The sequence below is a fragment of the Fructilactobacillus sp. X7R7C1 genome (assembly GCF_059901065.1).
This window is the reverse complement of record NZ_JBWXVF010000001.1, coordinates 263,110-288,671: the sequence shown is the minus strand read 5'-3', so window position 1 is coordinate 288,671 and position 25,562 is coordinate 263,110. Positions and strand designations below refer to the sequence as shown.

The 25,562-nt window shown below is 36.1% G+C and carries 21 protein-coding genes and 1 other annotated feature; of the genes, 8 read left to right on the top strand and 13 right to left on the bottom strand.

Features of this window, described 5'->3' with window-relative positions; all coding sequences use genetic code 11:
* Positions 1-74: 74 nt before the first annotated feature.
* Positions 75-1,055: a LacI family DNA-binding transcriptional regulator gene (locus tag AC6UDC_RS01235; protein ID WP_500708982.1), complete on the bottom strand. Its 981-nt coding sequence runs from the start codon at positions 1,053-1,055 to the stop codon at positions 75-77.
* A 99-nt stretch (positions 1,056-1,154) separates the two neighbouring features.
* A complete protein-coding gene (locus AC6UDC_RS01230; protein WP_500720905.1) occupies positions 1,155-1,997 on the bottom strand; it encodes a MetQ/NlpA family ABC transporter substrate-binding protein in 843 nt (280 codons plus the stop codon).
* Positions 1,998-2,045: 48 nt separating this feature from the next.
* Positions 2,046-2,279: a binding site (T-box leader), on the bottom strand.
* A 168-nt stretch (positions 2,280-2,447) separates the two neighbouring features.
* Between AC6UDC_RS01230 and AC6UDC_RS01225 the strand changes: the two genes are divergently transcribed.
* On the top strand, positions 2,448-4,073 hold the full coding sequence (locus AC6UDC_RS01225) for a putative glycosyltransferase family protein (protein WP_500720903.1): 1,626 nt from the start codon (positions 2,448-2,450) through the stop codon (positions 4,071-4,073).
* A 96-nt stretch (positions 4,074-4,169) separates the two neighbouring features.
* On the opposite strand, the gene AC6UDC_RS01220 is transcribed toward AC6UDC_RS01225, so the two are convergent.
* Complete coding sequence (locus AC6UDC_RS01220; protein ID WP_500693299.1) at positions 4,170-4,520, bottom strand: iron-sulfur cluster biosynthesis family protein; 351 nt, start codon at positions 4,518-4,520, stop codon at positions 4,170-4,172.
* 226 nt (positions 4,521-4,746) lie between these two features.
* Between AC6UDC_RS01220 and AC6UDC_RS01215 the strand changes: the two genes are divergently transcribed.
* On the top strand, positions 4,747-5,532 hold the full coding sequence (locus AC6UDC_RS01215; RefSeq protein WP_500693605.1) for a glucose 1-dehydrogenase: 786 nt from the start codon (positions 4,747-4,749) through the stop codon (positions 5,530-5,532).
* Positions 5,533-5,829: 297 nt separating this feature from the next.
* Here the strand turns inward: AC6UDC_RS01215 and AC6UDC_RS01210 are convergent, their stop codons facing one another.
* Entirely contained in the window at positions 5,830-6,747 is a 918-nt protein-coding gene (locus tag AC6UDC_RS01210; RefSeq protein WP_500706168.1) for an alpha/beta hydrolase, read from the bottom strand.
* Positions 6,748-6,949: 202 nt separating this feature from the next.
* Positions 6,950-7,417: a hypothetical protein gene (locus tag AC6UDC_RS01205; protein ID WP_500720901.1), complete on the bottom strand. Its 468-nt coding sequence runs from the start codon at positions 7,415-7,417 to the stop codon at positions 6,950-6,952.
* Between the two features lie 112 nt (positions 7,418-7,529).
* On the opposite strand from AC6UDC_RS01205, the gene AC6UDC_RS01200 reads away from it, so the two are divergent.
* On the top strand, positions 7,530-9,077 hold the full coding sequence (locus AC6UDC_RS01200) for a ClC family H(+)/Cl(-) exchange transporter (protein WP_500720899.1): 1,548 nt from the start codon (positions 7,530-7,532) through the stop codon (positions 9,075-9,077).
* Between the two features lie 11 nt (positions 9,078-9,088).
* On the opposite strand, the gene AC6UDC_RS01195 is transcribed toward AC6UDC_RS01200, so the two are convergent.
* The 5 genes from AC6UDC_RS01195 to AC6UDC_RS01175 all read right to left on the bottom strand — a co-directional run bounded on the left by AC6UDC_RS01195 (position 9,089) and on the right by AC6UDC_RS01175 (position 15,501).
* Positions 9,089-10,453 (bottom strand): S8 family peptidase, encoded by a 1,365-nt coding sequence (locus AC6UDC_RS01195; RefSeq protein ID WP_500721212.1) that lies wholly within the window; start codon positions 10,451-10,453, stop codon positions 9,089-9,091.
* Positions 10,443-10,997: a flavoprotein gene (locus AC6UDC_RS01190; RefSeq protein WP_500720897.1), complete on the bottom strand. Its 555-nt coding sequence runs from the start codon at positions 10,995-10,997 to the stop codon at positions 10,443-10,445. The genes AC6UDC_RS01195 and AC6UDC_RS01190 overlap by 11 nt, the downstream gene beginning before the upstream one ends.
* 18 nt (positions 10,998-11,015) lie before the next feature.
* A complete protein-coding gene (locus AC6UDC_RS01185) occupies positions 11,016-12,269 on the bottom strand; it encodes a lanthionine synthetase C family protein (protein ID WP_500720895.1) in 1,254 nt (417 codons plus the stop codon).
* Complete coding sequence (locus AC6UDC_RS01180) at positions 12,259-15,240, bottom strand: lantibiotic dehydratase (protein WP_500720893.1); 2,982 nt, start codon at positions 15,238-15,240, stop codon at positions 12,259-12,261. Before AC6UDC_RS01180 ends, AC6UDC_RS01185 begins: the two co-directional genes overlap by 11 nt.
* A gap of 81 nt (positions 15,241-15,321) precedes the next feature.
* Positions 15,322-15,501, bottom strand: a complete 180-nt coding sequence (locus AC6UDC_RS01175) for a gallidermin/nisin family lantibiotic (protein WP_500720891.1) — start codon at positions 15,499-15,501, stop codon at positions 15,322-15,324.
* 152 nt (positions 15,502-15,653) lie between these two features.
* Here AC6UDC_RS01175 and AC6UDC_RS01170 point away from each other — a divergent pair, with 152 nt between their 5' ends.
* From AC6UDC_RS01170 to xylB, 5 genes are all read left to right on the top strand, one after another.
* On the top strand, positions 15,654-16,346 hold the full coding sequence (locus AC6UDC_RS01170) for a response regulator transcription factor (RefSeq protein WP_500720889.1): 693 nt from the start codon (positions 15,654-15,656) through the stop codon (positions 16,344-16,346).
* Entirely contained in the window at positions 16,343-17,332 is a 990-nt protein-coding gene (locus AC6UDC_RS01165) for a sensor histidine kinase (protein ID WP_500720887.1), read from the top strand. The genes AC6UDC_RS01170 and AC6UDC_RS01165 overlap by 4 nt, the downstream gene beginning before the upstream one ends.
* A gap of 89 nt (positions 17,333-17,421) precedes the next feature.
* A complete protein-coding gene (locus tag AC6UDC_RS01160; RefSeq protein WP_500720884.1) occupies positions 17,422-18,180 on the top strand; it encodes an ABC transporter ATP-binding protein in 759 nt (252 codons plus the stop codon).
* A gap of 2 nt (positions 18,181-18,182) precedes the next feature.
* Positions 18,183-20,102: an FtsX-like permease family protein gene (locus AC6UDC_RS01155; RefSeq protein WP_500720882.1), complete on the top strand. Its 1,920-nt coding sequence runs from the start codon at positions 18,183-18,185 to the stop codon at positions 20,100-20,102.
* 162 nt (positions 20,103-20,264) lie between these two features.
* The gene (xylB, locus tag AC6UDC_RS01150) at positions 20,265-21,761 is read left to right on the top strand and encodes a xylulokinase (RefSeq protein WP_500721209.1); all 1,497 of its coding nucleotides are present in this window, start codon (positions 20,265-20,267) and stop codon (positions 21,759-21,761) included.
* A gap of 28 nt (positions 21,762-21,789) precedes the next feature.
* On the opposite strand, the gene AC6UDC_RS01145 is transcribed toward xylB, so the two are convergent.
* From AC6UDC_RS01145 to hisS, 3 genes are all read right to left on the bottom strand, one after another.
* Complete coding sequence (locus AC6UDC_RS01145; RefSeq protein ID WP_500720880.1) at positions 21,790-22,443, bottom strand: VTT domain-containing protein; 654 nt, start codon at positions 22,441-22,443, stop codon at positions 21,790-21,792.
* A gap of 170 nt (positions 22,444-22,613) precedes the next feature.
* Complete coding sequence (locus AC6UDC_RS01140) at positions 22,614-24,074, bottom strand: amino acid permease (protein ID WP_500720877.1); 1,461 nt, start codon at positions 24,072-24,074, stop codon at positions 22,614-22,616.
* Positions 24,075-24,138: 64 nt separating this feature from the next.
* Positions 24,139-25,329, bottom strand: a complete 1,191-nt coding sequence (gene hisS, locus AC6UDC_RS01135) for a histidine--tRNA ligase (protein ID WP_500720875.1) — start codon at positions 25,327-25,329, stop codon at positions 24,139-24,141.
* Positions 25,330-25,562: the final 233 nt, after the last annotated feature.

The window sequence follows — 25,562 nt, the reverse complement described above, 5'->3', positions numbered from 1 at the left end:
TTTTTCTAAAAATATGTAATCGTTTTCCATGACGCCATAAAAAAAGACTAGCCTCACTAGGCTAGCCTCGAGACTTAAAATTGGGCTGGAATCTCAATTTTTTTCGCAATCGGTTGGGAATCACTCTCAATCCCTTCAATCAGGATCTGAGCGGCATTCACCCCAATCTGAAACGGATCCTGATTAATAACCTTGATTCCTGGGTCAATATTATCTACCAGTGAAGTGTCAGAAAATCCCGTCATGTGCACCCCATCGGACTTCCGAATTACCCCATCCCGAATCAACTTGGGCAAAAACTTCAAGAGCCACCGTTCCTTTAAAGCAAAAATCAGCCCCCCATTTGTTTCTTTGATGTCATTTTTCAGTTTGGAGTATGCCTGACGAAATGAAGCCTCATCGTTTCCCGGTTGAATGATCGTGACGTGGTTCCCATAGACTGCTTTAATCCCGTTCAGTCGTTGTTCTCGGGTGGAAACGTTTTTTACATTATTTGTAATCACAAAGACGTGGCTTAATCCCTGGTCTTTAAAGTATCGCGCCGCTTTCTTACTGACCTCATAGTTATTGGTAACCACACTCGGCCACGGACTGCCCTTAATCTGCCGATCTAACATGACCACCGGTACATTTGTGGGAATTGAGCTTTGAAAGGCGTCCAGGTCGTTACTTAACGGCTGAATCAAGACGCCACCAAACATTTGTTGGTTAAGTGACGATAACGTGTCAAGTTCCCGCCGTTCATCACTATCGGAGTCCATTAAGACCGCGATGAAGTTGTTCTTTTTTAAAACCGAATTAACACCCTTAAAAATCTCCGTGGAAAAGTAATCATCAACATCCGCCGCAATGACCGCCACCAATCGACTTTGCTTGGTAATGAGCTGTCTGGCGGATTCGTTTGGCACGTAGTTCAACTTCTTGATCGCTTCGGTAACCCGCTTGGCAGTAGCATCGGACATGTGGTTGGTCTTTCCGTTTAAGTAGCGTGAGATGGTGGCAGTTGACACTCCTGCTTCTGACGCAACGTCTCTAATCGTAGCTACTGAACCCATTTGGACCCCTCCCATCGTTTTTTTCATTCTACCATTTATTAAACCATTGTTTCAGACCAATAAAAGAATTCATCAATTAATTGATGAATTCTTATTGAGTTACTTAAATTTAAGGTTCCAAGCCGCTTGTTGATTAATCCCGGACTCTTTCTTAATCAGTTTAGCGGTCTTTTCGGTCTGATAGGCTTTCACTAATTCCTTGATTTTCTTGCTATGTTCGTCGCGCTTCTTTGCGGCAATGAAGTTGACCCACTTATGCGAATCCTTGGTAAATGGCGCCGTATAAATGGCCTTCTTGGGACTCAGGTTCGAACTCTCAGCGAAGTTCCCGTTCACAACGGAAGCTCCCGCTGAATTCAGTAATCGTGGCGTTTGCGAGGCGTCAACTTCCTTAATCTTCAGGTTCTTCGGATTACTAGTAATGTCCTTGACGGTGGTGAACGCCTTTTTCGGATTTAACTTAATTAATCCCGCACTCTGGAGGACGTGTAAAGCCCGGGACTCGTTGTTAGTGTCGTTTGGCACCGCAATGGAAGTTCCACTGGAAATTTCACTGACTGACTTAAACTGATTGGAATAAATTCTCATTGGCTCAATCACGGTATCCCCAACCGGAACAATATCAGTGTGGTGGACGTCATTCCAATTGTCCAAAAATGGGTAGTTTTGGTAGGCATTCACATCAATGTCTCCGTTAGTCAGAGCGTTGTTAGGCTGTGAATAATCGGTAAACGTCTGAAACTGAACGTTTAGGCCGTACTTATCCTTGGCGTCTTTAGCTACTTCGTTCCAGATGGCCTGTTCCTGTTTGGATCCGGCCATGATGCCAACGGTAATGGTGTTCGCTTCCGCTTCTGATTGGTGGAAAAAGCTGAAGTATCCGGCGATTCCAATAAACAATATAATTCCAATCCAAATTAAGTATTTAACCCATCTTCTCATCTGCGTTCCTCCCATTTATTAACCAAACAAAAAAAGCATCCATCCTGTAAAAAGGACGAATGCTTTCGCGGTACCACCTTAGTTCATAGTCGTCTCACAACGACTACCTCAACGGTTACTTGTAAAAATAACCGGTCCATGATATCGGCGGCATCCCGTCACCAGCTCACGATTCACTGGTGAAAACTCCAAGTCCATCTTCAACAACGTTAACTCATCTCATCGCACCAGCCTGAGACTCTCTTTGAGTTTCTTCTGCCTACTCAACTTTTCCGTTTAGTTAATTTATTGTTTTTAATGGTCGTTACTTTACATGCTTTAAAACTCAATGTCAATCATTTTTAAGAAAAAATAGAATAACTTTTAAAGTTATTCTATAATAACGATATTAACTCACAAGGGGGAATTACCATCTCGAAGTTCATACATAAACATTTTACGCTATTTTCAATGATTTTATTTTTAATTCTAAGTGTGGCAATCAGCAGTCCGTATTTCTTTGGCAATCCAATCCTACCACGCGAAGACATGCAGTTTCATCTGGCCCGGGCGTACGAGAGTTACATCCAGGTTCAACACGGTGGCATCCTACATATGATACCAGGGATGATGACGAAAACTTTTGTCAAAGTTGGTTATCCGCTAAACGGGTTCTATCCGATTTTTGCCGTCTTACCTGAGGCCATGATTCATCTGGCCATTAAAAATCCGTACACATCCTACTTACTTTACCTAATACTAATCAACTTTCTGGTATTTATCTCCATGTATCTAGCAACCTGGAAAATTACCAATCGGAAACTGACTGGGCTCGCATCCGCCATCATCTACGGTTTATCGACGTATCTAACGTTCGACCTCTTTGTGCGCTTTGATGTGGCTGAAGGAATGGCGTTTGTCTTTCTGCCAGTGGTTCTCTACGGAATTTATCAAGTATGTATCAAAAACGATCGTCAGTGGTGGGTCTTAAGTATTGGATTAACATTTTTAGTCTTAACCCACCTCTTGTCGTTTTTAATTGCCGGTACCTTTGCCGCCATGACGATCATTATTATCATGTTAAACCATGATTCATTGAAACTTAAGGTGAAGCGAGGCCTAGCGCTAATCGCCGCTGCCGTCGGAACCTTTTTTCTGTCAACTTTCTTTTTACTGCCATTAATTCAGAATTACCACTACGACCAAGAAATTTCCATCATGAAGTGTCGCCTCCAAGACATGAGTATCCCGGTCACCAATCTGTTTTTTGGTCCCACTCCGAACGGACCGTGGCAGTACGGCGCTGGCATTGGCATTGTCGGACTAATGATCATCATTTTGCTGTTCGTCTTCTGGCATCGAATCGACCTGTTCTCTAGATCAATGACGGTCCTCTCACTGCTCTTTCTGCTTTTTAGTTCGAATCTTTTTCCGTGGGACCTTTTGCAAAAGTGGGTGGGAATGATCCAATTCCCATTCCGTTTTCTGATCATCACCACCGTTCTATTAGCGTTTTTAGGCGGAGAAATCATCACCAAGATTTTTGCCAAAAACAATTCTACGGGAGCTCTCTTGCTTTTAGGCGTCTTAGGACTTAGCCTGTGTTCATCACTTGCCACCAATTTGCAGCTCAAATCGTGGGAACCTCAGGCTTCTTCACCACAGGAATTTGAAAAGGTGGGAAAATCGGCCGTTTATTGGGACTACCTCCCTCATGCTTCCGATTCACTAGAACCGCTACTCAAAGAACACTCTATTTTAAAAATGAATCCAAATCAGAAGGGCTTAAAACAAAAGCAACGGACTACCTCGTACAATCAAATTGAGTACCAGTTAGACGCTGAAAGTGCCACCAGGGTTCGTTTGCCAAATGTTTACTTCCCTGGCTACGTAGTGACCGTTAACAATCAGGCCGTTCCAATTAAAGTAGACCAAAAGCGTGCCATCCACATTCCCGTCAAAAAGGGAGCAAACACCATCAAATTGACGTATCACCGCACCCGCGTTCACATCATTGGGATTTGGATCAGCGTTATTTCTTGGTTACTTTTACTGGGATACCTTGGGCTGGCATTTTACAAAAAACATTTTAAATAAACGAAAATGGGACTCACGTGACGTGAATCCCATTTTTTAATAAAAAAGAACCGAAGCAATTACTCCGGTTCTTCCCTGGCTTATTAATCTCTTATTCTATTTTTCAACTTGATTGTTGGTCGTAACTTGACCATCAATCATTTCACCGTCATCTTTTAACTGTAAGAAGTTATTCTTGAAATCAAGTTTTAGACCTGGTCCGAAGAAAGTCATATCATTCTTGCTGGTTAAAACGTCAGCACCTTGATTGTTTTCAAGTTTAACATCATAGTCTGATGGTGCTTTTGAAACACCAACAACTTGAAAGGCATCTCCAACGGTGCAAGCACCGCCGGCACCTTCAGAGAAGTTATTTGATCCGTCATTTGCGGCCAACAGGTATGCGTTAGCACCTGCTAATCTTTTCTTCATGTAGGCCATTGCGTCATCAGTAATTGTTAGTTTCATATTTATAACCTCCTATAAGTGATTCAGAAATGAACCTCTTCAAATCTTCACTATTTATGATAGCAGGAATTCACCATAACGCAAGTAAAATGTACACAACTTAATTTTAAAGGGTCAATCAGTTCTTTCCCCTTTATATTAGTCTCTTAATGGGTTATTATAGTGTCAGAAACAAGTCCAATCCGCTTAACAGGATTAGAAATGTAGAGGTGTATATTATATGGTTATGTATAAAGATCTTGAAGGCAAGACGGCCGTAATCACTGGAGGAGACTCAGGGATTGGTGCTGCCATTGCTGAACGTTTGGGTCAAGAACACATGAACGTGGTTATTAACTACCACAAAAACGAAGATGCAGCTAACCAAGTTGTTGAAATCGTTGAAAAAAACGGTGGCCACGCCGTTACTAAGCAAGGCGACATTGGCGATGATGCTGGTGCTGAATCATTAGTACAAGCCGCCGTTGATTCCTTTGGTGATTTGGACGTTTGGTTCAACAACGCTGGGATGGAAAAGAAGACCCCTACAAACGAAGTTACCCTTGAAGAATGGGAAGCAGTCGTTAACGTTGATTTGACTGGTACTTTCTTGGGTACTAAAGCTGCTTTAAACTACTTCTTAAAGCACAACAAGAAGGGTAGTATCGTTCAAACTTCATCAGTTCACCAACAAATTCCATGGCCGACATTTGCAAGTTACGCTGCAAGTAAGGGTGGCGTTAAATTATTCACCGAAACTGCCGCAATGGAATTTGCTCAACAAAACATTCGAATTAACTCGATTTGTCCTGGTGCCATTAACACCCCAATCAACGCCAAGAAGTTTGCTAATCCTAAGACTTACGAATCAACTGTTAACATGGTTCCAATGCACCGGATTGGTAAACCTTCCGAAGTTGCAGCTGCTGCCGTTTGGTTAGCTTCTGACCAAGCTAGCTACGTTACTGGAATCTCACTTTACGTTGACGGTGGAATGACCTTATACCCATCATTTCAAAATGGTAACGGTTAAAATTATCAACCAAAAAGACTACGAATTCAAATTCGTAGTCTTTTTTTGTCTAAAATACCTTTAAAATTCTTTTGATTAACTCATTAATTCCGTGCCATCCAAACAGGACGCATGCGACAACTAATCCAACTCCTTCAAAAAAGAGGACCAATCGTTCTCTTTGATCCAGGATAAAATACGCAGCAATTACCCCGATTACAAGTAAACACGCAACTGTTAGTCTAATTTTGGCTTTAATTGGTCCTCATCTCCTCAGCATTCGTGTTTTAATTTTACCAATCATTTCACCAAATTCAACTACTTAAAATACTGCTGAGAAAAGTTGACGACTTTTTGCGTATACGCATCTGGATCCTGACTCCGACCTTCAATATGGCCAGCACCCTTAATGATCCAGATTTGTTTTGGACCAGCATCGTTCTTGTAGTTCTCATAGGCATTTTTAACGGGGACAAACTTGTCAACATCACCGTGAATGATAAACAACGGAATCTGGTTGTGCTTCAGGGTCTTCTTCGTGTTCCCATCATTCATGTTATACTTCGCAAACATTCTTACATAGAGATTAACGGTCGGAACCAGTGGAAAACTCGGAATGTTAAATAGCCGCTTCAATTGGCCACCCAACTCCCCTTCGACACTGGCATAACCACTGTCTTCAATCGCAAATTTCACGTTACTTGGCATTTTTGGTAAAGAGTACATGACGGCCGACGCCCCCATGCTTGTCCCAAATAACCCTAATTCGCCATCGGGGTGGTCATAATTGAGCACTCGAGCCCATTTTTCCAGGTTAGTGGCGTCTTTGACACCGTACCCGATGTATTTACCACCACTGCCGCCAAACGACTGGTTATCCGGTGCAAGAACATTATAACCGGCATCATGAAAGATTTTTATAAAGGATTCCATCTCTTCACTATTACTACCGTACCCGTGAACGACAATCATCGTCTTGTTGGTTGGTTTTTCCGATGGGACGTATCTAGCAACTAGATTGGTCCCATCACTCGCCTTTTCGTGTAGAACCTGTGCGTGATTATCACTAAACCACTCGGTATCGGGCGTTCCAGCATTTTCGTTGTACAAGCTGGCTAGTCCCGTCTTCCCAAAGGCAAAGTTAAACAGGAGATAGCCAACCGCCAAATCAAGGATGACTGCGAAAATGACAAAGAAGAAAGCCGTCACTCCAGTCCATTTCAGTATTCTTTTCATTGGCCTTGCTCCTTTCTAATTGATTTTCACTTTTAAAAATGATTTTAATAAGTCTATGTACTATCTTAGTGGAGGTCAGACACAATGACACAAAAAAGGTTTAGTTTAGTGAAAAATTAATGAAAATAAAATACACCTATGAAAACCATAGGTGTATTTGTGCTTGTATAAGGATAAAATTATTAATTAGCTAATATGTTTATTAATTAGAATTGCTACCTGAACCTTGCTGGCTCGAATTCTGCTTCTCAGAGTCTGGTGTAACATCCTTCCAATCACCCTTAGTTCCATCATCGTTAATCAAGTCCGTCTTAAGCGTACTAATGTTAGTAAATACCTGCCACATGATAATGGCCATCACAATGTGTGAAATCCATCCCACAATTGGAATGACCGCGATTATCGACAAGACAATCCCAACGATAAATCTTGGTTTGATGTTATCCATCTCAGCCTTAACTTTACCATCACTTAAAGAACTCACCATCTGCGAACTGATGATGAAACAAGTAATGTAGAGTCCTAATAGCACCAAGAGTGGAACCCAAAGCATGCTGACAATGATGATCCCACCGAGGATTGGAAACAACAAAACCGTTTCAATAATTGAAATTACTAGGGTTAGAACATACAAGAAGTCTAACTTTTGAACAATATCTGATTTCTTCATAAATTCCTCCAATTAAATCTTTTCTATATTATTATTTTACCCTAAAATCGAATTCATTTGGGGAAATTAATCGTGATACAATTGGTGTAATTGCTTAATGGAGATGAACAACTTGCCGAAACGCACACACCACATTGATTTTTCAGACATTCGATACGTTCTCTTTGCAACCATTATTGGAACGCTGACGGGTGCCGTAATTGCGTCTTTTCGTTACCTAATCCAGGTCGCTTTAAAATGGTCGCTTACAATTTATCATGGACTTGACCACAATCTCAATCTTCTGTGGTTGGTAATTCCCACTTTCTTACTCATCTCAATCGTGACCGGTCTTATCATGAAGGGCGATCCTGACGTTAAAGGCTCCGGGATTCCACAGGTTGAAGCTCAACTTGCGGGCAACATTGAAACTAATTGGGTCTCTGTCTTATGGCGGAAATTTGTCACTGGTGTCCTAACCGTTGGAACCGGAATTTTCGTTGGACGAGAAGGACCTTCCGTTCAGTTAGGTGGTGCCATTGGTCAAGGAATTGCCCAGGGATTTAAAGAAGACGGTTCTGAGCGGCGATTGATGATTGCGACCGGAGCAGCCTCAGGACTGTCGGCCACCTTTAGTGCACCACTAGCAGGGACGTTCTTCGTCATGGAGGGCGTTTACCGCAATTTCTCCCCCGCCGTTTGGCTTTCGTCACTCACGGGGTCAATCTGTGCAAACTTTGTTTCCTTAAAAGTTTTCGGCTTAAAACCCATTCTGCCCATTTTCTACAGTCACATTTTTCAACTGCAGAACTACTGGCAACTGATTATCCTAGGTATTATTCTGGGTGTCCTAGGCTACGTCTATAACCTAGGTCTACTGGACCTGCCAAAGTGGTTCGCTAAGATTAAAATTATTCCATGGTACTTTATGTGTGCGATTCCGATTTTACTAGTTATTCCCGTTGGAATGTTCTTTCCGACCACCATCGGAAGTGGTAGTCGGGTCATCATGACCGTTGCTACCCACAACGTGCCCTTAACCGCCATCTTTGTCTTCTTAATCGTCCGGTTTGTCTTCGGATTAATTACGTATGGTGCTGGAATTCCAGGTGGCTTCTTCATGCCGGTCTTAGCAGTTGGATCACTGATTGGTGCCGCTTACGGTGGCTTTATGTCACAGACTGGACTACTTGGTTCCGGGTACGTCAATAACTTGCTGATTTTCGGGATGGCCGGCTACTTTGCGGCTGTCAGTAAGGCGCCTTTTACCTCGATTATGCTAATAACCGAACTGGTCGGTAACACCAAGAACTTCATGGCGTTAGCGCTCGTGGTCCTCATTTCGTACGTCGTTGTCGACATGCTGGGTGGTCAACCAATCTATCAAGCCTTAGCGGAACGATTGACAGCCATTAAGACGTATTTCAACGCTGACAGCAAGACGGACAAGATTCAGGTCCCGGTCTACGAATTCAGTTCAATTGAAAACAAATTAGTCAAAAACATCCACTGGCCGAACCACTCCATTCTAATCACAATTAGTCGGGGTAATCTCCACATCATCCCTAATGGAAACACTAAGATTAAAGCCGGTGACACGCTGATCGTCCTCGCCCATCGAGATAACATCGGACCCGTTAAGAAACAGCTGGTAAAAATGGCGATGGAAATTGATGAATAAACACACTCAATTTATTTGTTATTTAGTGCCCTCTCCATATTCACTATTTTTAATTGATTAGAATTATTAGTAGATGTATCTGAAACAATCCTGATTGCTTTTTTGGGATTATTATATAATTTATATTTACACAATGTATCCATTAAAATTCCAGAAACTTTTGGAGCTGATAACGATGTTCCATCAAAATAAGAATAATTATTATCATTAGTGGTTGTTAAAACGAATTCATTCATAAATAATTTTTTATCGTAAAACACTTTAGGCCCAACTTTATCTAAAAGTCTTTCATCCCCTCCCGGAGCAACCAAATAATATCTTTTATTATTAGAATAGTAATTAGAAAATGAAGATAGCAAGCCATCTCTTGACGATGAAGTTACTTTTACAACTCCATTTATATTCGATGGATAATCTTGTACTCTACCAATTACATTTTTCATGGGATTTTGTTTCTTATACAACAGTTCAAGTTGTCGGGAATCATCCTCGTTTATTCCATCATTTCCCATAGCAGCTACAACTAAAACATGGTGATGGATAGCATATCTAATAGAACGTTCATATCCAATCCGATCAGCTTTATTTAGGTTTCCACTATCTACGTATTCACCAAGACTTAAATTTATTAGCTTTACATGGTCTTTTGTCGCAGACAGTATAGCTTGAGTTATCCAAGAAGTTTCCCCTTTCCCATTACTATCAAAAACTCGATATGAACTCAATTTAACTCCAGGAGCTGTTCCCTTTATGCTACCATTTGCTGCAATTTGTCCAGCAACTTCTGTTCCGTGCCCAAAATCATCCTGAAAATCACTTTTATTTCCAGTTTCTTTTGGATCATTTCCATTTACTCCACCTTTCCTAACAAAATTTCTATTGATATTACTTTTACACTCTTTTAAAGATGGATTATCAAAATCGATTCCAGAATCAATAATAGCGACTTTATTATTTTTTAAACTTCTAGGTATTAATTTATATCCCATTCCATTGTCAGTGATTTGTTTCATATCCCATTGATAATTAGTTAAATCAGGAACATTATTTTTTAAATTGGCCTTACCATAATTTGTTTCATTCGAAATTTTATTAGTTTGAACTTTTGATATAAATGCTATATTTTTAATTCTCTTGATAAAATCACTATTAGTGAACTTAATATTATAGTATCCAATCTGTGGTGAAGAATTATTAATTACAACTTTATTTTGTTTATCGGCAGTAGAAAGTAACGTACCTAATTCAACATTATTACTGGAACTCTTACTACTAACAGAATAAGCATCATTTTCTGATCCTAAAACGTTTAATTGTAATATTAAAAAAACAACCAGTGAACAAATAAATAATCCTAATCCCTTGCTAACTTTCACTATCAATCAATATACCTTTCAAATCGTTGCATAATAATTCAATATTAGGAACCACAAACTGCTTATTAATAGAATGAGCCGCCACTTCATATGCATCCATTGAGACAGGCCCAATGAAATTATAATTTAACCTTTTTAATTTTTTATAATTGTCTTGAACAATTGGATTTAACCACATTCTTTTGTTCATATTAGGACAAATTATTAAATTACTTCCAAAAGATAAAGCTACCGTAGAAAGTAAATCATCTGCAATTCCATTGGCTAACTTACCAATAAAATTAGCCGTGGCAGGTATAATAATGAATGCATCTGCCCATTCACAAATACTAATATGATTATTTTCACTCAGATCTTCATTACCATCCAAATAAACTTTCTCTGAAAACAACTTTAATGTACTCTTATTAATCATAGTACAAGCAGATCTTGTAGAAATAACTCTTATATGTGGAAAAACAAATCCTAATTGTGCTAGATAATCGTTAATTTTTAAAACGTCGGCAGAACCAGTAATACCTACTAGCAAGTTCTTATATTTCATAATGATCCTTTCATAAAGTTAAATTATTAAAAAAATGTTGCTCCATTTGGTGGTCTTACAAGATTGATCAATCAGCTCACTTAGCAATAAAATAATACCTGCACTTCCCTCCAGTAAACTGATATTATTCTTTTTGACACTTCCATCTAAATTTAAAAAACCAAATTCATATTTACCCGAATAACAATTAAGTAGATCGGAAGTTAATTTATCAATAACAACTTCAGTTTCTTTATTATGATATAAATTATCGTTAATACTTTTTAATACCATAAGAAGCCCTGCTTTTCCGTGACATACTATTGGAGAATTTAAATATTCATTGTAATGATTGAGAACAAACTTAAGAACTTCAACTCCATTATTAAAAACTTCATTGTCATGAAGGATTTTTCCAGCTAGTAGTAAAGTATAGGAAATTACAGAGTTTCCATAGCACCACCCATTTCTATAAACGAATTCTTTATCTACATAAACGTTCATATTTGGAGGTTCTCTAGGAAAAAAGTACATGTTACCATTATCATAACGTTTAAATTTCATGATCTCTTTTATCATAGAATATATACTATCTTTAATTTTTAACTCTAATTGTGGCATTATTCTTGATTTATAAATTAGACACAATAAAGAAAGTGGTCCTAGTATTCCATGAGCTAAGCCTAAATTATAATTACCTTCTTTATACATCTTTTTATCTACATCCAAAAACTGATTCTCACTACTTATCCAAAATGGCATTCTATTTCTATTAAAATTCGATTGTTCATTACAAAGGCATACAACTATTTTCTTTAACGCTTTAGTTTCTTGAATATTATAATCATGAGAATAGTAATTAATATAAGATAATAAATAATTACCTATTCCAGTTATTCCTTGAATTAAGTCAAATGACTGTGATTTAATAGAATGATTTGACATTTGCTTTAATTTACAATCAAGATTACTAGTTATTAGTTGATTTAATGTTTTTAAAATTTTAGAAGTATTATGATTCAATCCATCAGAAATTAGAAACGCATAAGCAATACCACTAATACCCGAAAACAATGAAAGATCTAATTGTTTTCTAACAAGCTTTCCCAAAATATACTTCTGTATTAATAAAGATTTCTCATGATCTCCTAATGTAGAATACAAAACTAGTTCACCACTGAATCCATATGACAGTGATAAATCTATATTATGCGAATTACTTTTTATTTCGTTCCATATTTGATGAGAACATTCATCTATGATCTGAGATGCTATAATTTTTTTATTTAACATATTTCATACCCCGAGAAAGCACATTAATAAGAGTTAAAACTTTTCCTTCGGCGTTTTGATCTATGCCAAATAACCTATTATTATGCATGTGAATATAACTATCAATAATTCTTACAATTCTGTCTCTATTTAAACTATTGAATGAACTTTGATTAGATTGAATCTTATTAGATGATTCTTTAATTTTTAAAAATATTAATGGATAGTTTTTACTCAACATTTTTTTACCATCTTTAAAATACTTAAAAGCAAGTTTTGACACAGTGTGAACTGATTTTTTACGATCTGACGTAGTAAATTGATCCGTATGCTTAGCAATTTCGGCATATGAAAATCCAAATGAAGAATAAACTTCCATAGAATATATTGCACTTAAAATTATTAACTTGTTATAACTTAAGTTATAATTAAGTACTTCAGTTACAAGTTCACTGTCTAACATAAAAATATTTTCTGCTAAATTTAAAGCCTTTTTGCCCCCATATCGATATACTTCTGGAATATATCGCTTATATACAAAATCACTAACTAATCCATTGTTATACATAGCTTTAAATAAAATTTCAAAATATTTGTTTATTCTTTCCTTACTCATTAATCCACTATTAATTCTCAATCTAACAGTGTTATTATCGCCATTCTTATATTTAATAAAAAACCATTCTATATTTTTTCCATTTATTTTAGATAAATATTGAATAAATCTAGTTAAATATTCCCTTATTACTTTGTTTTGCAATCCTTTGGGAACATTAATTTCAACATAAAACCATTCAGATCTAATAAACTGACTATATTCATCCCAATCGTAATTATCAATCTGTCCATAGGTACCATTTACTTTCTCATCTTCAGTGTTTATAAATGGTAATACAAGTTCCGATTGATAATAATTATTATTAATTTGTAATGTTGGAGAATACTCAGGATGATTTTTTAAATAATCTTCTGTTAATTTTACTTTTTCATATTTTTGAAAACATTGAAATAACAATGCTCTATCATGTTTATTAAATAGATCTATATTTAATTCATTATCATTTTTTGAAATAAATACATATCTAGGAATTTTTAAAGATTTAACTTCTTTCATTAAAAGGTCTACATCTAGTTTTTCATTATTAATTATTTCATTTTTTGACAAATTCCAGGAAGCCAAATTTATAATTATATTATTCCATTCAATTCTTTGCTCAATCTTATTATTAAAATTAGTACAAACGGGACTAAGGTACTTAGTATTTGCTAATGAAATCTCAATAAGAAATCTATATAAACGTGATGCATAATTAAAATTAAGCATATTATTTGCAGAAAATTTTAATCGTTTTTTGTTTCTTTTCGAATAAAAATATAAACCCTTTAAAGTTGCTCCTACATATATATCATTAACATCTATGCTATTATCCAAATGATTAATTCCTTGAAGTTGTAATTTATATTTTAAATTACTATGGTTATTCATTACATTTCCATTTTTTCCGTACAAGGGAAATTCTGATAACTCTACGTTAATTTCATCATTAGGATAATTCACCTTATTCTGACCAAATGTGATAGTGTTGTTTTCTTTATCATTAAAAAGCGACCAAAAGCGACCGAATGAATTTCCAACACCAAATGATCCCATAACTCCACTTAATAAGATCTTATATTCATTATTTTTATTTTTTAATAGTTTAAAATAAATTTCTCCAGACCGTGGCACTTTATAATTTTTAGATACCATCCTTCTCATAATTCGCCAATCATTATCACATAACACTAAGGAATTACTTCCATTAACAATTTTCTTTATTCCCAAATTATTTAAATATTCTTGGATTTTATTATTTTTACTTATCTTACTTTCTTTATGAAGGGCAAATTCAGATGGATACCCTAATCCAAAAGTTTCATCTAAAACTCGTGTAACATTTACTAACTGACCTACTCCATATTTTTCTATGAAGGACATTAAATATTTAGAAATCCACTTGTCATTAATTGTTGGAGAAATAGATATCATATTACTAGCTAATGCTGTAATTTCATTTGCTAAATCATAACTTAACTTAGGACTTCTTACATAGTCAGAACGTAAGTCAACTTTTAATGTTGAATCTTTTGAATATAAAAATTTCATTTGTTCAATAATTTCTATATAAGTATTGATTCCATTTCCAACTTCATTTTTTTCGTATTTATCAATTAATTTTAAAATCACCTTTAATTTTTTTACTAGGGTAATATTAATATTATTGGTCTCCAATATTTTAACTAACCGAATAAGAGAATCATGATCAAAAAATTTAGGTCTTAACTCTGTTATCAAAATTTCGTTATTTATTAAATTTTGTAAGTACAATTCAATTTCATTACAATCATATTGAGTTAAAGACGTCAATTTATTGATCACTTTACTGATACTAATGGGATTTCTGGTTATTCTTAAAATCATGCTTAATATTTTATTGCTTTTAGTAATAAATCGTCTATCTATTTTAGATAAAGAAGTCTCCCCATAATTTGATTTTTCATCAATAATAAATATATTGCTATCTTGGTAAACTTGATTATTCTTTTGAATCTTAATACAAGAGTCCTTTGAAACTATATCTGAATCGACCATCTTAATAATCGACATTAACCATTTAAAATCAACCGTAACATTTTTAATATAGTGAACTGTTTTAAAATAAAATTCATTATTTTCAGATAAGTATCCTAATGATACCCCCGAAAATAATCCAAAGGGAGTTGGACGATCACTAATACGCTTAGAATATTTAAATAAGCTAGAATCAATTTTATTTAATTGTTTTGGCTTTAAATTTTCTTTATTTACAATATATGCATTTTTAAACAAATTCTGAGAGGCAACTAGTATGCTCTCTTTAAATACGTTGTTATGACTTTTTTTAGCGTTATTCATACAAATAGGCAAAACATTGTTACGCATCATAAAAAAATTTGCTGGAACATATTTCATTTCTATACCTTCCTAAAAAAGGTAAGATACTAACACTGAATTAAATGTTGGCATCTTACCTTTTCTTTCAAAATGTATTAATTAACAGCAATAGCTATTAAAGCTTCCTGTATGAGCACATCCTGGTGTACATAAAAATGCTGATTTAATTCGTGGATCTGAATCAGTTGACTCAACAACTGTTACATCTGAAGAATTTAAATTCAAATCTAAATCTGTATCAACATTAATATCGCCTAACGCATTCTTTAAGGCTTCCATTAATCTCACCTCCCTTACTTTTAATACAAATTAATTGTATTACACTAAATCGTTATTAAAACTTACGATTTATGCATAAACATTACAATTTGTTATATAAAATAGTTTATGTATACAATTAATATAAGATACTAATTAAGGAGGTAACAATCATGAACAACATATTTATAGTTGAAGATGATAAATTGGTATGTTCTATGATGAAAGATGAACTCGTCAAATGGAATTATAAAGTAGCATCCGTAGACAACTGGGATAATATAATTAAAGAAGAAAGCAGTTTTAAACCTGAATTAATAATAATGGATATAACTCTTCCAAAATTTAATGGTTTTTATTGGACAAAAAAAATTCGTCAAAACTCAGATGTACCGATCATTTTTGTCTCAGCTTCTGAACTTGAACCAAATGCAATTAGAGCTATTGAAGATGGTGCTGATGATTATATTTCCAAGCCATTTTCATTAAATTTATTAATGGCAAAAGTTCAAGCAGTTCTAAAGAGATGTCAAACAAAACATCATGATACTGAATTAAACAGAAAGTATAAGATCAACAACTATATTTTTAATCCACTTACAAATGAAATTAGCAAAGAAAAATTAACAACAAAACTAACCCCAACAGAAGGTTATATTTTGAAGATATTAATTATAAATAACAATAGTGTTGTAGATAAAAGAAAAATATTTAGATTATTATGGGAAGATGGAAATTTTATAAATGATAATATTTTAAATGTTAATATGAGTCGTTTAAGAACAAAATTAAAAGATATTGGATTAAAAAACATAATTATTACTGAAAGAAATCATGGTTACATGATTATAGGTAATTGCAAATGAAAAATTATCTATTTTATTGGATAAAATTATTATTTGAACAAAAATCAATAATTTTAACATATTTATTCATAATCATAATGATGGCTTTATTATGTAATTTATATGATATTACATTAAAAATAATATTAGATCTTGTTCGATTTACTTGGATTCCTATACTAATTGTCATTTTTTATAGAATAATTATCGAAAACAAGCAAATAAAAAAAGCACAAAATTATTCTTCTAATAAAAAATTAGAACAAAAGGGAGATACTCTTGTTCTAAAAAGATACAAGGAACTTATCTATAAAATAGAATCAGAAAAATCTTCAATTAAAAATGACACTATAAATTTAATTAAAAATAATAATGACTACATAATGATGTGGAGTCATGAAATGAAAACTCCGCTTACAGAATTAAATTTGCTCGCAGAAAAAAATGACCATATCGATAGCAATGACACCATTTTAAAGATATCAATTATAAAAAATGATTTAGACTCACTACTAACATATGAAAGACTAAATACATTTAACCATGATTTAAGATTTTGTTGGATAAACTTATATAAGATCATTTTAGAAATATTAAAAGAATATTCTGTATTTTTTATTAACAAAGATATAACACCTAAAATTCTTGTTTCAAAAAAATTATCAATATTAACAGATAAAAAATGGCTTGAATTTATAATAAAACAAATAGTATACAACGCTATAAAATATAGCGATTGTTCTACTACAATCATATTTAGTTTTAAAAACAATACTCTCTCTATAACGGATCAGGGTAAAATTATTGAAAAAAGTGATTTATTAAGATTATTTGAACCTGGATTTACCGGTAAAAATGGAAGAATTAACCAATCTTCTACTGGAATGGGATTGTATCTATCAAGAAAAATATCCAAGATATTAAATATTAATTTATCAATCGAATCTAAATATAAGAAAACTATAGTTAAAATGTCTTTTTTAAACTCACAAATACGAATTAAATAATACTGTAAACATATTACTGAAATGTAAGATTACTCCATAAAAACAATGATTTATAATTATTTATATCACTTAACTTGAAGGAGATTAATATGTGCTTGTTACAGTTAAAAAATATATCAAAAACATTTAATGAAGGAAAAAAACAAAAGATTGCATTAAAAGACATCTCATTAAAGGTAAATAATGGTGACTACGTAGCTATAATGGGTGAGTCCGGAGCAGGTAAATCTACACTATTAAATATAATTGCAACTTTAGAAAAACCAACTAGTGGAACAATTAGATTAAACGGAACATTAACTTCCAAATTATCTGAAGAATCGTCTGCAAAATTTAGAAGACAAAATTTAGGATTCATATTCCAAAATTTTGACTTATTAGACACTCTTAATAATCGCGATAATATCTTCTTACCCTTAGTACTATCAAAAGTTGACTATGCCACAATGACAAAGAGATTAATACCAATAGAAAAGGGACTGGAAATAAAAGACATCCTAAACCAATTCCCATATGAAATTTCTGGAGGACAAAAGCAAAGAATAGCCACTGCAAGAGCCTTAATTACTCATCCAGAATTAGTATTGGCTGATGAACCCACCGGAGCATTAGATTCACACAATTCATCACGACTAATGAATATATTAGATAAAATCAATAATAATGGACAAACTATCCTATTAGTCACACATAGTGCCATTACAGCTAGTCATTCAAAAAAAGTTTTATTTATAAAAGACGGAATCATCTATCACAAAATAAACAAGGGAGATTTATCACAAGACGAATATACAAAAAAAATCACTGATACTATCACCTCACTTTTAACCAAGAGAGGTGAAAAATAGTTATGCTATACATAAAATTAGCTATCAATAGCATTTCAAATAATATAAAACAATATTCAATTTTTACATTATCTGGGTCTATCTTATTTAGTATTAATTTTATATTTTTATGTATTTTAAATGATAAAAATTTAACAGATGGAGAAAATGGTAATATTTTACAAGATATGATCAAGCTTGGAACTATTTTTATTTTTTTTATTTCTGTCGTGTTTGTTTTGTATTCAAATAGTTTCTTAATGAAAAATCAAGTTAAAGAATTGGGCTTGTATAATATTCTAGGTTTAACCAAAAAGAATCTTGCGTCAATGCTATTGATTGAAGATATTATTTTATTTTTAATTAATATCGTATTAGGTGGACTTATCGGAATTACATTCGTTAAATTATCATTCTTATCTCTAAAGAAACTTATAAATATTGATTCCATTAATATCTCAATTCTGGACATAATATGCTCACTATTATGTGTAGCAGTTTTCTTCATTTTCTTATATTTAATAATATTCACATATAATTGGATTCATATAAAGCATCTACAGCCAATTGAATTACTCAAATCATCATCATCAATTGAAAAAGAGCCAAAAAATCATTTAGTATTGGGACTTATTGGACTTCTATTACTTAGTAGTGGCTATTTTATTTCTATAACAACTGTTCCAAATACAGGAGCATTTATAAAATATATCTTTGCAATAATACTAGTCATAATGGGAACCTATATAACATTCACAGTTGGAATTATAACCCTATTAAAAGTTCTAAAGAGTAATAGTAAAATTTATTATTCACCAAATAAATTCATTCCTATTTCTGGGATGTTGTATAGAATGAAACAAAATGGAATAGGACTAGCAACAATATGCTTATTGTGTTCATCAATTCTTGTTGTCACAGTCACAACAATTAGTCTTTATATGGGACAAAAAACTTTACTAAAAGAATGGAACCCATATGATATTATGATAACTTCAACTGAAAAGCCAGATAAACAATCTAAACTTCAAATTTATGATAATGCCAAAAAAAATAATGTAAAGATACATCATATTAATATTTTAACTTCCACTATACCAACAATTGGATCGTTATCCAAAAACAAATTCAAGCCCCAAACTATTAATAAAGCAACAACTTCATTATCCACCCTTACAATTAATAATTATAATAAATTATCCAACAAACATATTACTCTACAGAAAGGTCATGCCTTAATATATTCACCAGGAATTTCGCAAAACTTAAATAATATTATTGTCCATAATAAAAAATATAAAGTAAAACATATAAAGCGATTTAATATGTCATTTAATTATCAACATTCAACATTCAATCCTATCTTTTTAATTGTTCAAAATAAGCAAATAGCCACAAACATAAATAATAAACCATGGATCTACACAGAAGGATTTGATATTGAAGGATCTAACAAGAATAAAATGACTTTTTCATCTTCATTGCAAAAAAAATTAAACATTGATCCCGGCTTATATTCATCTAAACCAAAAATGCAAAAAATGTTTAAAGAAACCTTTGGAAGCTTATTATTTGTGGGATTGCTCATAAGCATTGTTATGGTTTTAGCTGCTGCTTTAGTTATATATTACAAGCAATTGTCTGAGGGAATTTCGGATAAAGACAATTTTATTACAATGAGAAAAGTTGGATTAAGTTTCAAAGAAACAAAAAGTGCCATCAATAGTCAAATGATAATGATATTTATGCTACCAATATTAGGAGCCATCATTAATTTTGGATTTGCACTTCCCGCAATAAAAAATATTTTATCGGTTTTTTCAATGTATAATAAAAATATTCTTGTATACACTAGTATATTAATGATATTAATTTTAACTTTACTATATGCAATATTTTATAAATTCACTACAGTTATATATCAAAATATAGTAAATGATTAACCAAAACATATATTCCTTATCTCTTTAACAACTAACCAAAATGGTTAGTTGTTTTTTCTTTGTCATCATTAAATTAATATTCATTGAAAACGATTACATAACCTGCTAACCTTAAATTAAGAGTTGTAACTACAAGGAACATTTATGAAAGTTGGTGCACACATGGAAAAAAACGTTTTAGGAATCGACCTCGGCACGGGATCGGTTAAAGTCACTGCCGTCAATAAGCTGGGCGACATTGTGGGACAGGAGTCAACGTCGTATCCAAACCCGCAGCCAAAACCCGGATGGAGTGAACAAAATCCCAATGATTGGGTCAATGGCACGATTGCGGCCATCAGAAAATTAATCAACGACGATAATGTTGATCCAGAGTCCATTAGTGGAGCTAGTTTCTCAGGTCAAATGCATGGACTAGTCTTGTTGGACAAAGATAATCAGGTCATCAGACCAGCCATCTTGTGGAACGACACTAGAACCACTAAACAACGCAAAGAGATTGAGGATAAACTAGGGAAGCGATTCGTCGAAATCACCGGTAATCAACCACTGGAGGGCTTTACCATTACCAAACTTCTCTGGGTCAAGGAAAACGAACCGGAGAACTGGGCAAAAGTAAAAACCTTCCTCCTACCAAAAGATTACCTGCGCTTCAAGATGACTGGTAACATTGCGGTCGACTTTTCTGACGCTACCGGAACCACCCTCTTAGACATTCACGATAACAAGTGGAGCCTCGAAATCTGTAAGGCCTTGGGAATTCCCGAGAAAATCCTGCCGCCACTAATTCAGTCCATTGACTACGCGGGAAACGTCATCCCCGACTTCGCCGATCAAGCCGATATGTCAACCATTACCAAGGTCTACGGTGGAGCCGCCGACAACTCAGCGGGAGCAGTTGGAGCGGGCATCATGTCACCCAATAACGCGCTGGTCAGCGTCGGAACCTCGGGCGTGGTCCTACATCATGAGGTCGACCTCTCAACCGACTATGGTGGTCGCCTGCAAATGGAAGACCATTCCATTCCGAACACCTACTATTCAATGGGTGTCACGCTGGCCGCTGGTGATTCTTTGACCTGGTACAAGAACACCTTCGTTAAAGACGAAGACTTTACCGAGATGACTAATGAAGCAGGTAAATCTCCGATTGGATCCAACGGTCTGTTATTTACCCCTTACATTGCAGGGGAACGAATGCCTCACGCTGATTCGCAAATTCGCGGGAGCTTCATTGGAATTGACCGCACCCAGGTCCGACGCGACTTCACTAGAGCCGTGATGGAAGGGATCACCTTCAGTCTCCAAGATATCCTTACCATTTACGCCGAAATGGGTGCGACCATTGATCACGTTACTTCCATTGGTGGCGGCGCTAAAAGTTCCGTCTGGACCCAAATGCAGGCGGACATCTTCGACAAACCCGTCATCACCCTCGCAAACGAACAGGGACCTGGCATTGGAGCAGCCATGATTGCGGCTGTCGGACTTGGTTGGTTCACCGGCTTTCCCGCCTGTGCCGATCAGTTCATCAAGTTCGGTAAGACCTACGAACCAATTGCCGCTAACGCTGATAAATACGCTAAGATTTTTAAAATCTATCAACAAATTTATCCCCAAACGAAAAAAATTAGTCATGAATTACAGGATTTACGTTAATTCAAACCCCAAAATAAAAGGATGCAGCCTAGGCTGCGTCCTTTTTACTAGTGAAACGGGTTTTAATTAATCCGATCAGAGCCGGAAGTAACGTAATCAAGATAATTGATAAAATCACGGCCGAAAAGTGTTCCTTAACGAACGGAATGTTGCCAAAGAAGTATCCGCCACCACAACATAGTGCGACCCATGCCACACATGCGGTAATGTCATACTTCACGAACTTTTGGTAACTGTAGTCACTGCTGGCAGCGACGAACGGAACGAACGTCCGCACAATCGGCATGAAGCGACCAAGTAGGATGGCCCATGAACCATACTTATCAAAGAACTGATGGGCTTTCTCAAAATCCTTGGGCTTAATTAACCGACTCAAATACTTATTGTCAGTAATGGCTAGGCCAACTTTTCTTCCCAAGAAGAAATCCAGTGAGTCCCCCAAGGCGGACGCCAGAAAGAACAAAATCACAAAAATCCAAACGTTTAAATCATTGGTACTAGCGGCGGCCAAGGCGGCGGCCGCAAACAAAAGTGAATCACCCGGCAGAAATGGCATGATCACGGCGCCGGTTTCGATGAAGATAACCGCAAACAGGATCAGATAGGTCCAATTGCCAAACATGTTGACGAGTGTGACTAGGTGGTGGTCAATGTGAAGCACAAAATCGACTAAAAAACTCATATAATTAATCCCCACTTAAATTTAGTTATTTTCTAATTTTACCAAAATGCCGCTAGTAAGGATAGCCACGGAGCACCTATCGGCTTCTATTTAAACTAAAATTAATGAATATCAAAAAGACGACCGAACTATCTGAAAGTTCAATCGTCTTTTAATTTTTCCAAATTTAATTACAATTTCGGTTGAATCAGTAAGATGACCCCAATGACGGCCACCACTAGAATGGCAATGGCAAAGTAGCGTTCGTACTTACCAAAGATTGGTTGACCCGGTGCGTACTGTTTTCGAGCGTACATAAACAGTGGGATTCCCAAAGCGTAGATCACGAAGGCAATCGTCAGGTATTCCAATCCGGCGGCGTATCCCATGAAGATGGTTCCTAAAATTGCGAGCGCTGAAACCAAATAGGCACTCTTTCTAGAAACGGATAGCTTATGCCCTTCAGGATTGAACGTTTTCTCATTGCGACTAATCTTGAACAGATACATCATCGAAATCAGGTACGGTGGCACCGTCATCGTTCCCACGATCGTCAGCGTGAAATTAAAGGCCCGCCCCGCAAAATGGGTAAAGATAATGATTAATTGAATGACGATAACCGTCATGAACAGCGAGTGAATCGGAACGTTGTTCTTGCCCATCTTTCTAAAGAACTTCGGGAAGGTCCCGTCCATGGAGGCTGCTCGGGGCATTTCAGATAAAACTAAGACCCACGTCAACCAACTGGATAAGACGGCGACAATGACGCCAAAGGTGATGATTAAGCGTCCCAGTGGTCCCAAAACAATCTGCATCAAAGCTCCGGTTGACGGACTCTGCAGGTTCGCCAGTTGACCGTAACTGCGTAAGCCTAGTGGCAAAATTGAAACCAGCGCATACAGTACCAAACAGATTAAGAAGCCATATTTAGTGGCCTGCCGCACGTCCTTTTGACTCTTGGCGTTACTTGACAGTACCACGGCTCCTTCAACCCCAGAAAAGACCCACATTGTGGTCATCATGGCATTTCGGACTTGGGAAAACAAACTCCCCATGGCCTCATCATTAACCTTTGGTAACGTCTGGGACGCAAACATGTTGGTGGTAAAGGCGTGCCAGTTGAAGACCACAATCATGGTAATGATGAAGATGGCTACAATTGTCAGCATACAAATCGTCCCAAAAATATCGACGTGGCTGGTAACCCGGATTCCCTTTAAAATTAGGTAGGTCATCAGCCATAACACGATGGTTCCCCCAATAATTGAAATCCAGTTATTGCCACCAGTAAACGTCCCAGGCCAAAACGCGTTTAACGTCGACATCAAGAGGACCGAATACGCGGCAACGGCAAACGACTGACAGATCCAGTACCCCCAACTTACAAAGAAGGCGGTAAAGTTGCCAAAGCCAGCGTGGGCATAATGATACAAACCAGTGGTGTACTGTGGTCGAACCTCCGATAGGGTCATAAACGAACGCACAATAAACCAGATAATTAATCCCGATAGCACCCAAGCGATGATTTGGGCAATTGCGCCGGCATGGAGCGCCATGTTTTGGGGCAAATCGTAGATTCCACCACCAACCATCGCTGATAGTACAAACGCGGTCAGACCAATAGTTCCAACCTTTTCTTTTTTACTACTCAAATCTTCACTTCTTTCATCTTGAATTAAAAGAAAAAGGCGATATTATTCGCCCTCTTCTTGATAATTAATCCATTCGCATAATGTTTTTACTATTTAATTTCTTGGCTTCTTTAATCTGACTCTTCATGCTTCGACTCTGAAAGTTGACTTCAACGGAATTCCCGTCGTTACGCAAGTCTTCAGCGGTTTTTAGGGCCTTATCAAGAATCTGATTCTTAACGTCAGCTTCCTTATCTTTCACGTCGGTCGCAATGAAGTAGTCAATCGAATCACTGTCATCGTTAGAGTTCACGATGGTTGCCAACCGTTCCTCACCAAAAGCAAAGCCCACGCCTCCGGTATCTTCTGGTCCCCCGAACTCTTCCACCATGTGATTGTATCGGCCACCAGCACAAATCGTGGTGTAATCGTCACCAAAACTCGGATCCTTGGCCATGATTTCAAACACCGTATCGGTGTAATAATCAAGCCCGCGAACCAACCGATCATCAATGGTGTACGGAATGTCTAAAGCATCAAGGGCCGATAAAACATCATTAAAGTATTGTTTGGATTCATCCGTTAAACTGTCTTCTAATTTCGGAGCGTCAGCAACTAATTGTTGGTCCCCCTTGTCCTTACTGTCTAAAATCCGGAGTGGATTCTGTTTTAAGCGCCGTTTGGAGTCTTCACTTAATTGGTCCTCATACTTTGAGAAGTAGGCTACTAGGACGTCATGGTAACGTTTCCGACTCTCTTCATCACCTAACGTGTTGATTTCAACCTTTAAATCGTTGATGTCGACGCCCTTGAAGATGTCCAGGGCTAATGCAATCGTTTCAGCGTCAATCTGGGGACTGGTAGCTCCGATTGATTCACACCCAATCTGATGGAACTCCCGGTTATGAGTTGCACCCGGACGTTCGTATCTAAACATGGCTCCCATGTAGAAAACCTTAACGGGCTTGGGATGTTCTGGTCCAAACAGCTTGTTTTCAACGAAGGAACGGACTACTCCAGCGGTTCCCTCTGGTCGTAGTGAGATATCTCGCCCACTTTTATCCTGGAAACTGTACATTTGCTTGGTGACGATATCCGAACTATCACCAGAAGTTCTGGTAAAGACGGGGGTTTTCTCAACTAGCGGAGTGCGCATTTCATGAAAGTCGTATCGAGCGAAAACGTCCCGCGCCGTATCTTCGATTCGTTGCCAAACACTGGTCTCATCAGGCAAAATGTCTGACATTCCTCGTACTTTCTTAAATTTGTCATCCATAATATTCCCATCTTTCTATTAATTGTTTAATTAAAATTCTGTCAAATAGATATACGTAGATTTTACCATTATTGAATTACTCTGTCTTGTCCGTCTTTATAAATCAGTCAAGCGCCAACTACATATGATTAAAGTTAACCAAAGAAAAATTGTTCGAGTTGTCATTGATGTTGCAACGTTTTTTATGGTATTCTATTAACAATTTATATAAAACTGAACAATAGGAGGAGTAC

Excerpts from the sequence above, each read along its gene's own strand:
- AC6UDC_RS01235 (WP_500708982.1), bottom strand. The coding sequence starts at position 1,055 with ATGGGTTCAGTAGCTACGATTAGAGACGTTGCGTCAGAAGCAGGAGTG.
- AC6UDC_RS01230 (WP_500720905.1), bottom strand. The coding sequence starts at position 1,997 with ATGAGAAGATGGGTTAAATACTTAATTTGGATTGGAATTATATTGTTT.
- AC6UDC_RS01225 (WP_500720903.1), top strand. The coding sequence starts at position 2,448 with ATGATTTTATTTTTAATTCTAAGTGTGGCAATCAGCAGTCCGTATTTC.
- AC6UDC_RS01220 (WP_500693299.1), bottom strand. The coding sequence starts at position 4,520 with ATGAAACTAACAATTACTGATGACGCAATGGCCTACATGAAGAAAAGA.
- AC6UDC_RS01215 (WP_500693605.1), top strand. The coding sequence starts at position 4,747 with ATGTATAAAGATCTTGAAGGCAAGACGGCCGTAATCACTGGAGGAGAC.
- AC6UDC_RS01210 (WP_500706168.1), bottom strand. The coding sequence starts at position 6,747 with ATGAAAAGAATACTGAAATGGACTGGAGTGACGGCTTTCTTCTTTGTC.
- AC6UDC_RS01205 (WP_500720901.1), bottom strand. The coding sequence starts at position 7,417 with ATGAAGAAATCAGATATTGTTCAAAAGTTAGACTTCTTGTATGTTCTA.
- AC6UDC_RS01190 (WP_500720897.1), bottom strand. The coding sequence starts at position 10,997 with ATGAAATATAAGAACTTGCTAGTAGGTATTACTGGTTCTGCCGACGTT.
- AC6UDC_RS01185 (WP_500720895.1), bottom strand. The coding sequence starts at position 12,269 with ATGTTAAATAAAAAAATTATAGCATCTCAGATCATAGATGAATGTTCT.
- AC6UDC_RS01180 (WP_500720893.1), bottom strand. The coding sequence starts at position 15,240 with ATGAAATATGTTCCAGCAAATTTTTTTATGATGCGTAACAATGTTTTG.
- AC6UDC_RS01175 (WP_500720891.1), bottom strand. The coding sequence starts at position 15,501 with ATGGAAGCCTTAAAGAATGCGTTAGGCGATATTAATGTTGATACAGAT.
- AC6UDC_RS01170 (WP_500720889.1), top strand. The coding sequence starts at position 15,654 with ATGAACAACATATTTATAGTTGAAGATGATAAATTGGTATGTTCTATG.
- AC6UDC_RS01165 (WP_500720887.1), top strand. The coding sequence starts at position 16,343 with ATGAAAAATTATCTATTTTATTGGATAAAATTATTATTTGAACAAAAA.
- AC6UDC_RS01160 (WP_500720884.1), top strand. The coding sequence starts at position 17,422 with ATGTGCTTGTTACAGTTAAAAAATATATCAAAAACATTTAATGAAGGA.
- AC6UDC_RS01155 (WP_500720882.1), top strand. The coding sequence starts at position 18,183 with ATGCTATACATAAAATTAGCTATCAATAGCATTTCAAATAATATAAAA.
- xylB (WP_500721209.1), top strand. The coding sequence starts at position 20,265 with ATGGAAAAAAACGTTTTAGGAATCGACCTCGGCACGGGATCGGTTAAA.
- AC6UDC_RS01145 (WP_500720880.1), bottom strand. The coding sequence starts at position 22,443 with ATGAGTTTTTTAGTCGATTTTGTGCTTCACATTGACCACCACCTAGTC.
- hisS (WP_500720875.1), bottom strand. The coding sequence starts at position 25,329 with ATGGATGACAAATTTAAGAAAGTACGAGGAATGTCAGACATTTTGCCT.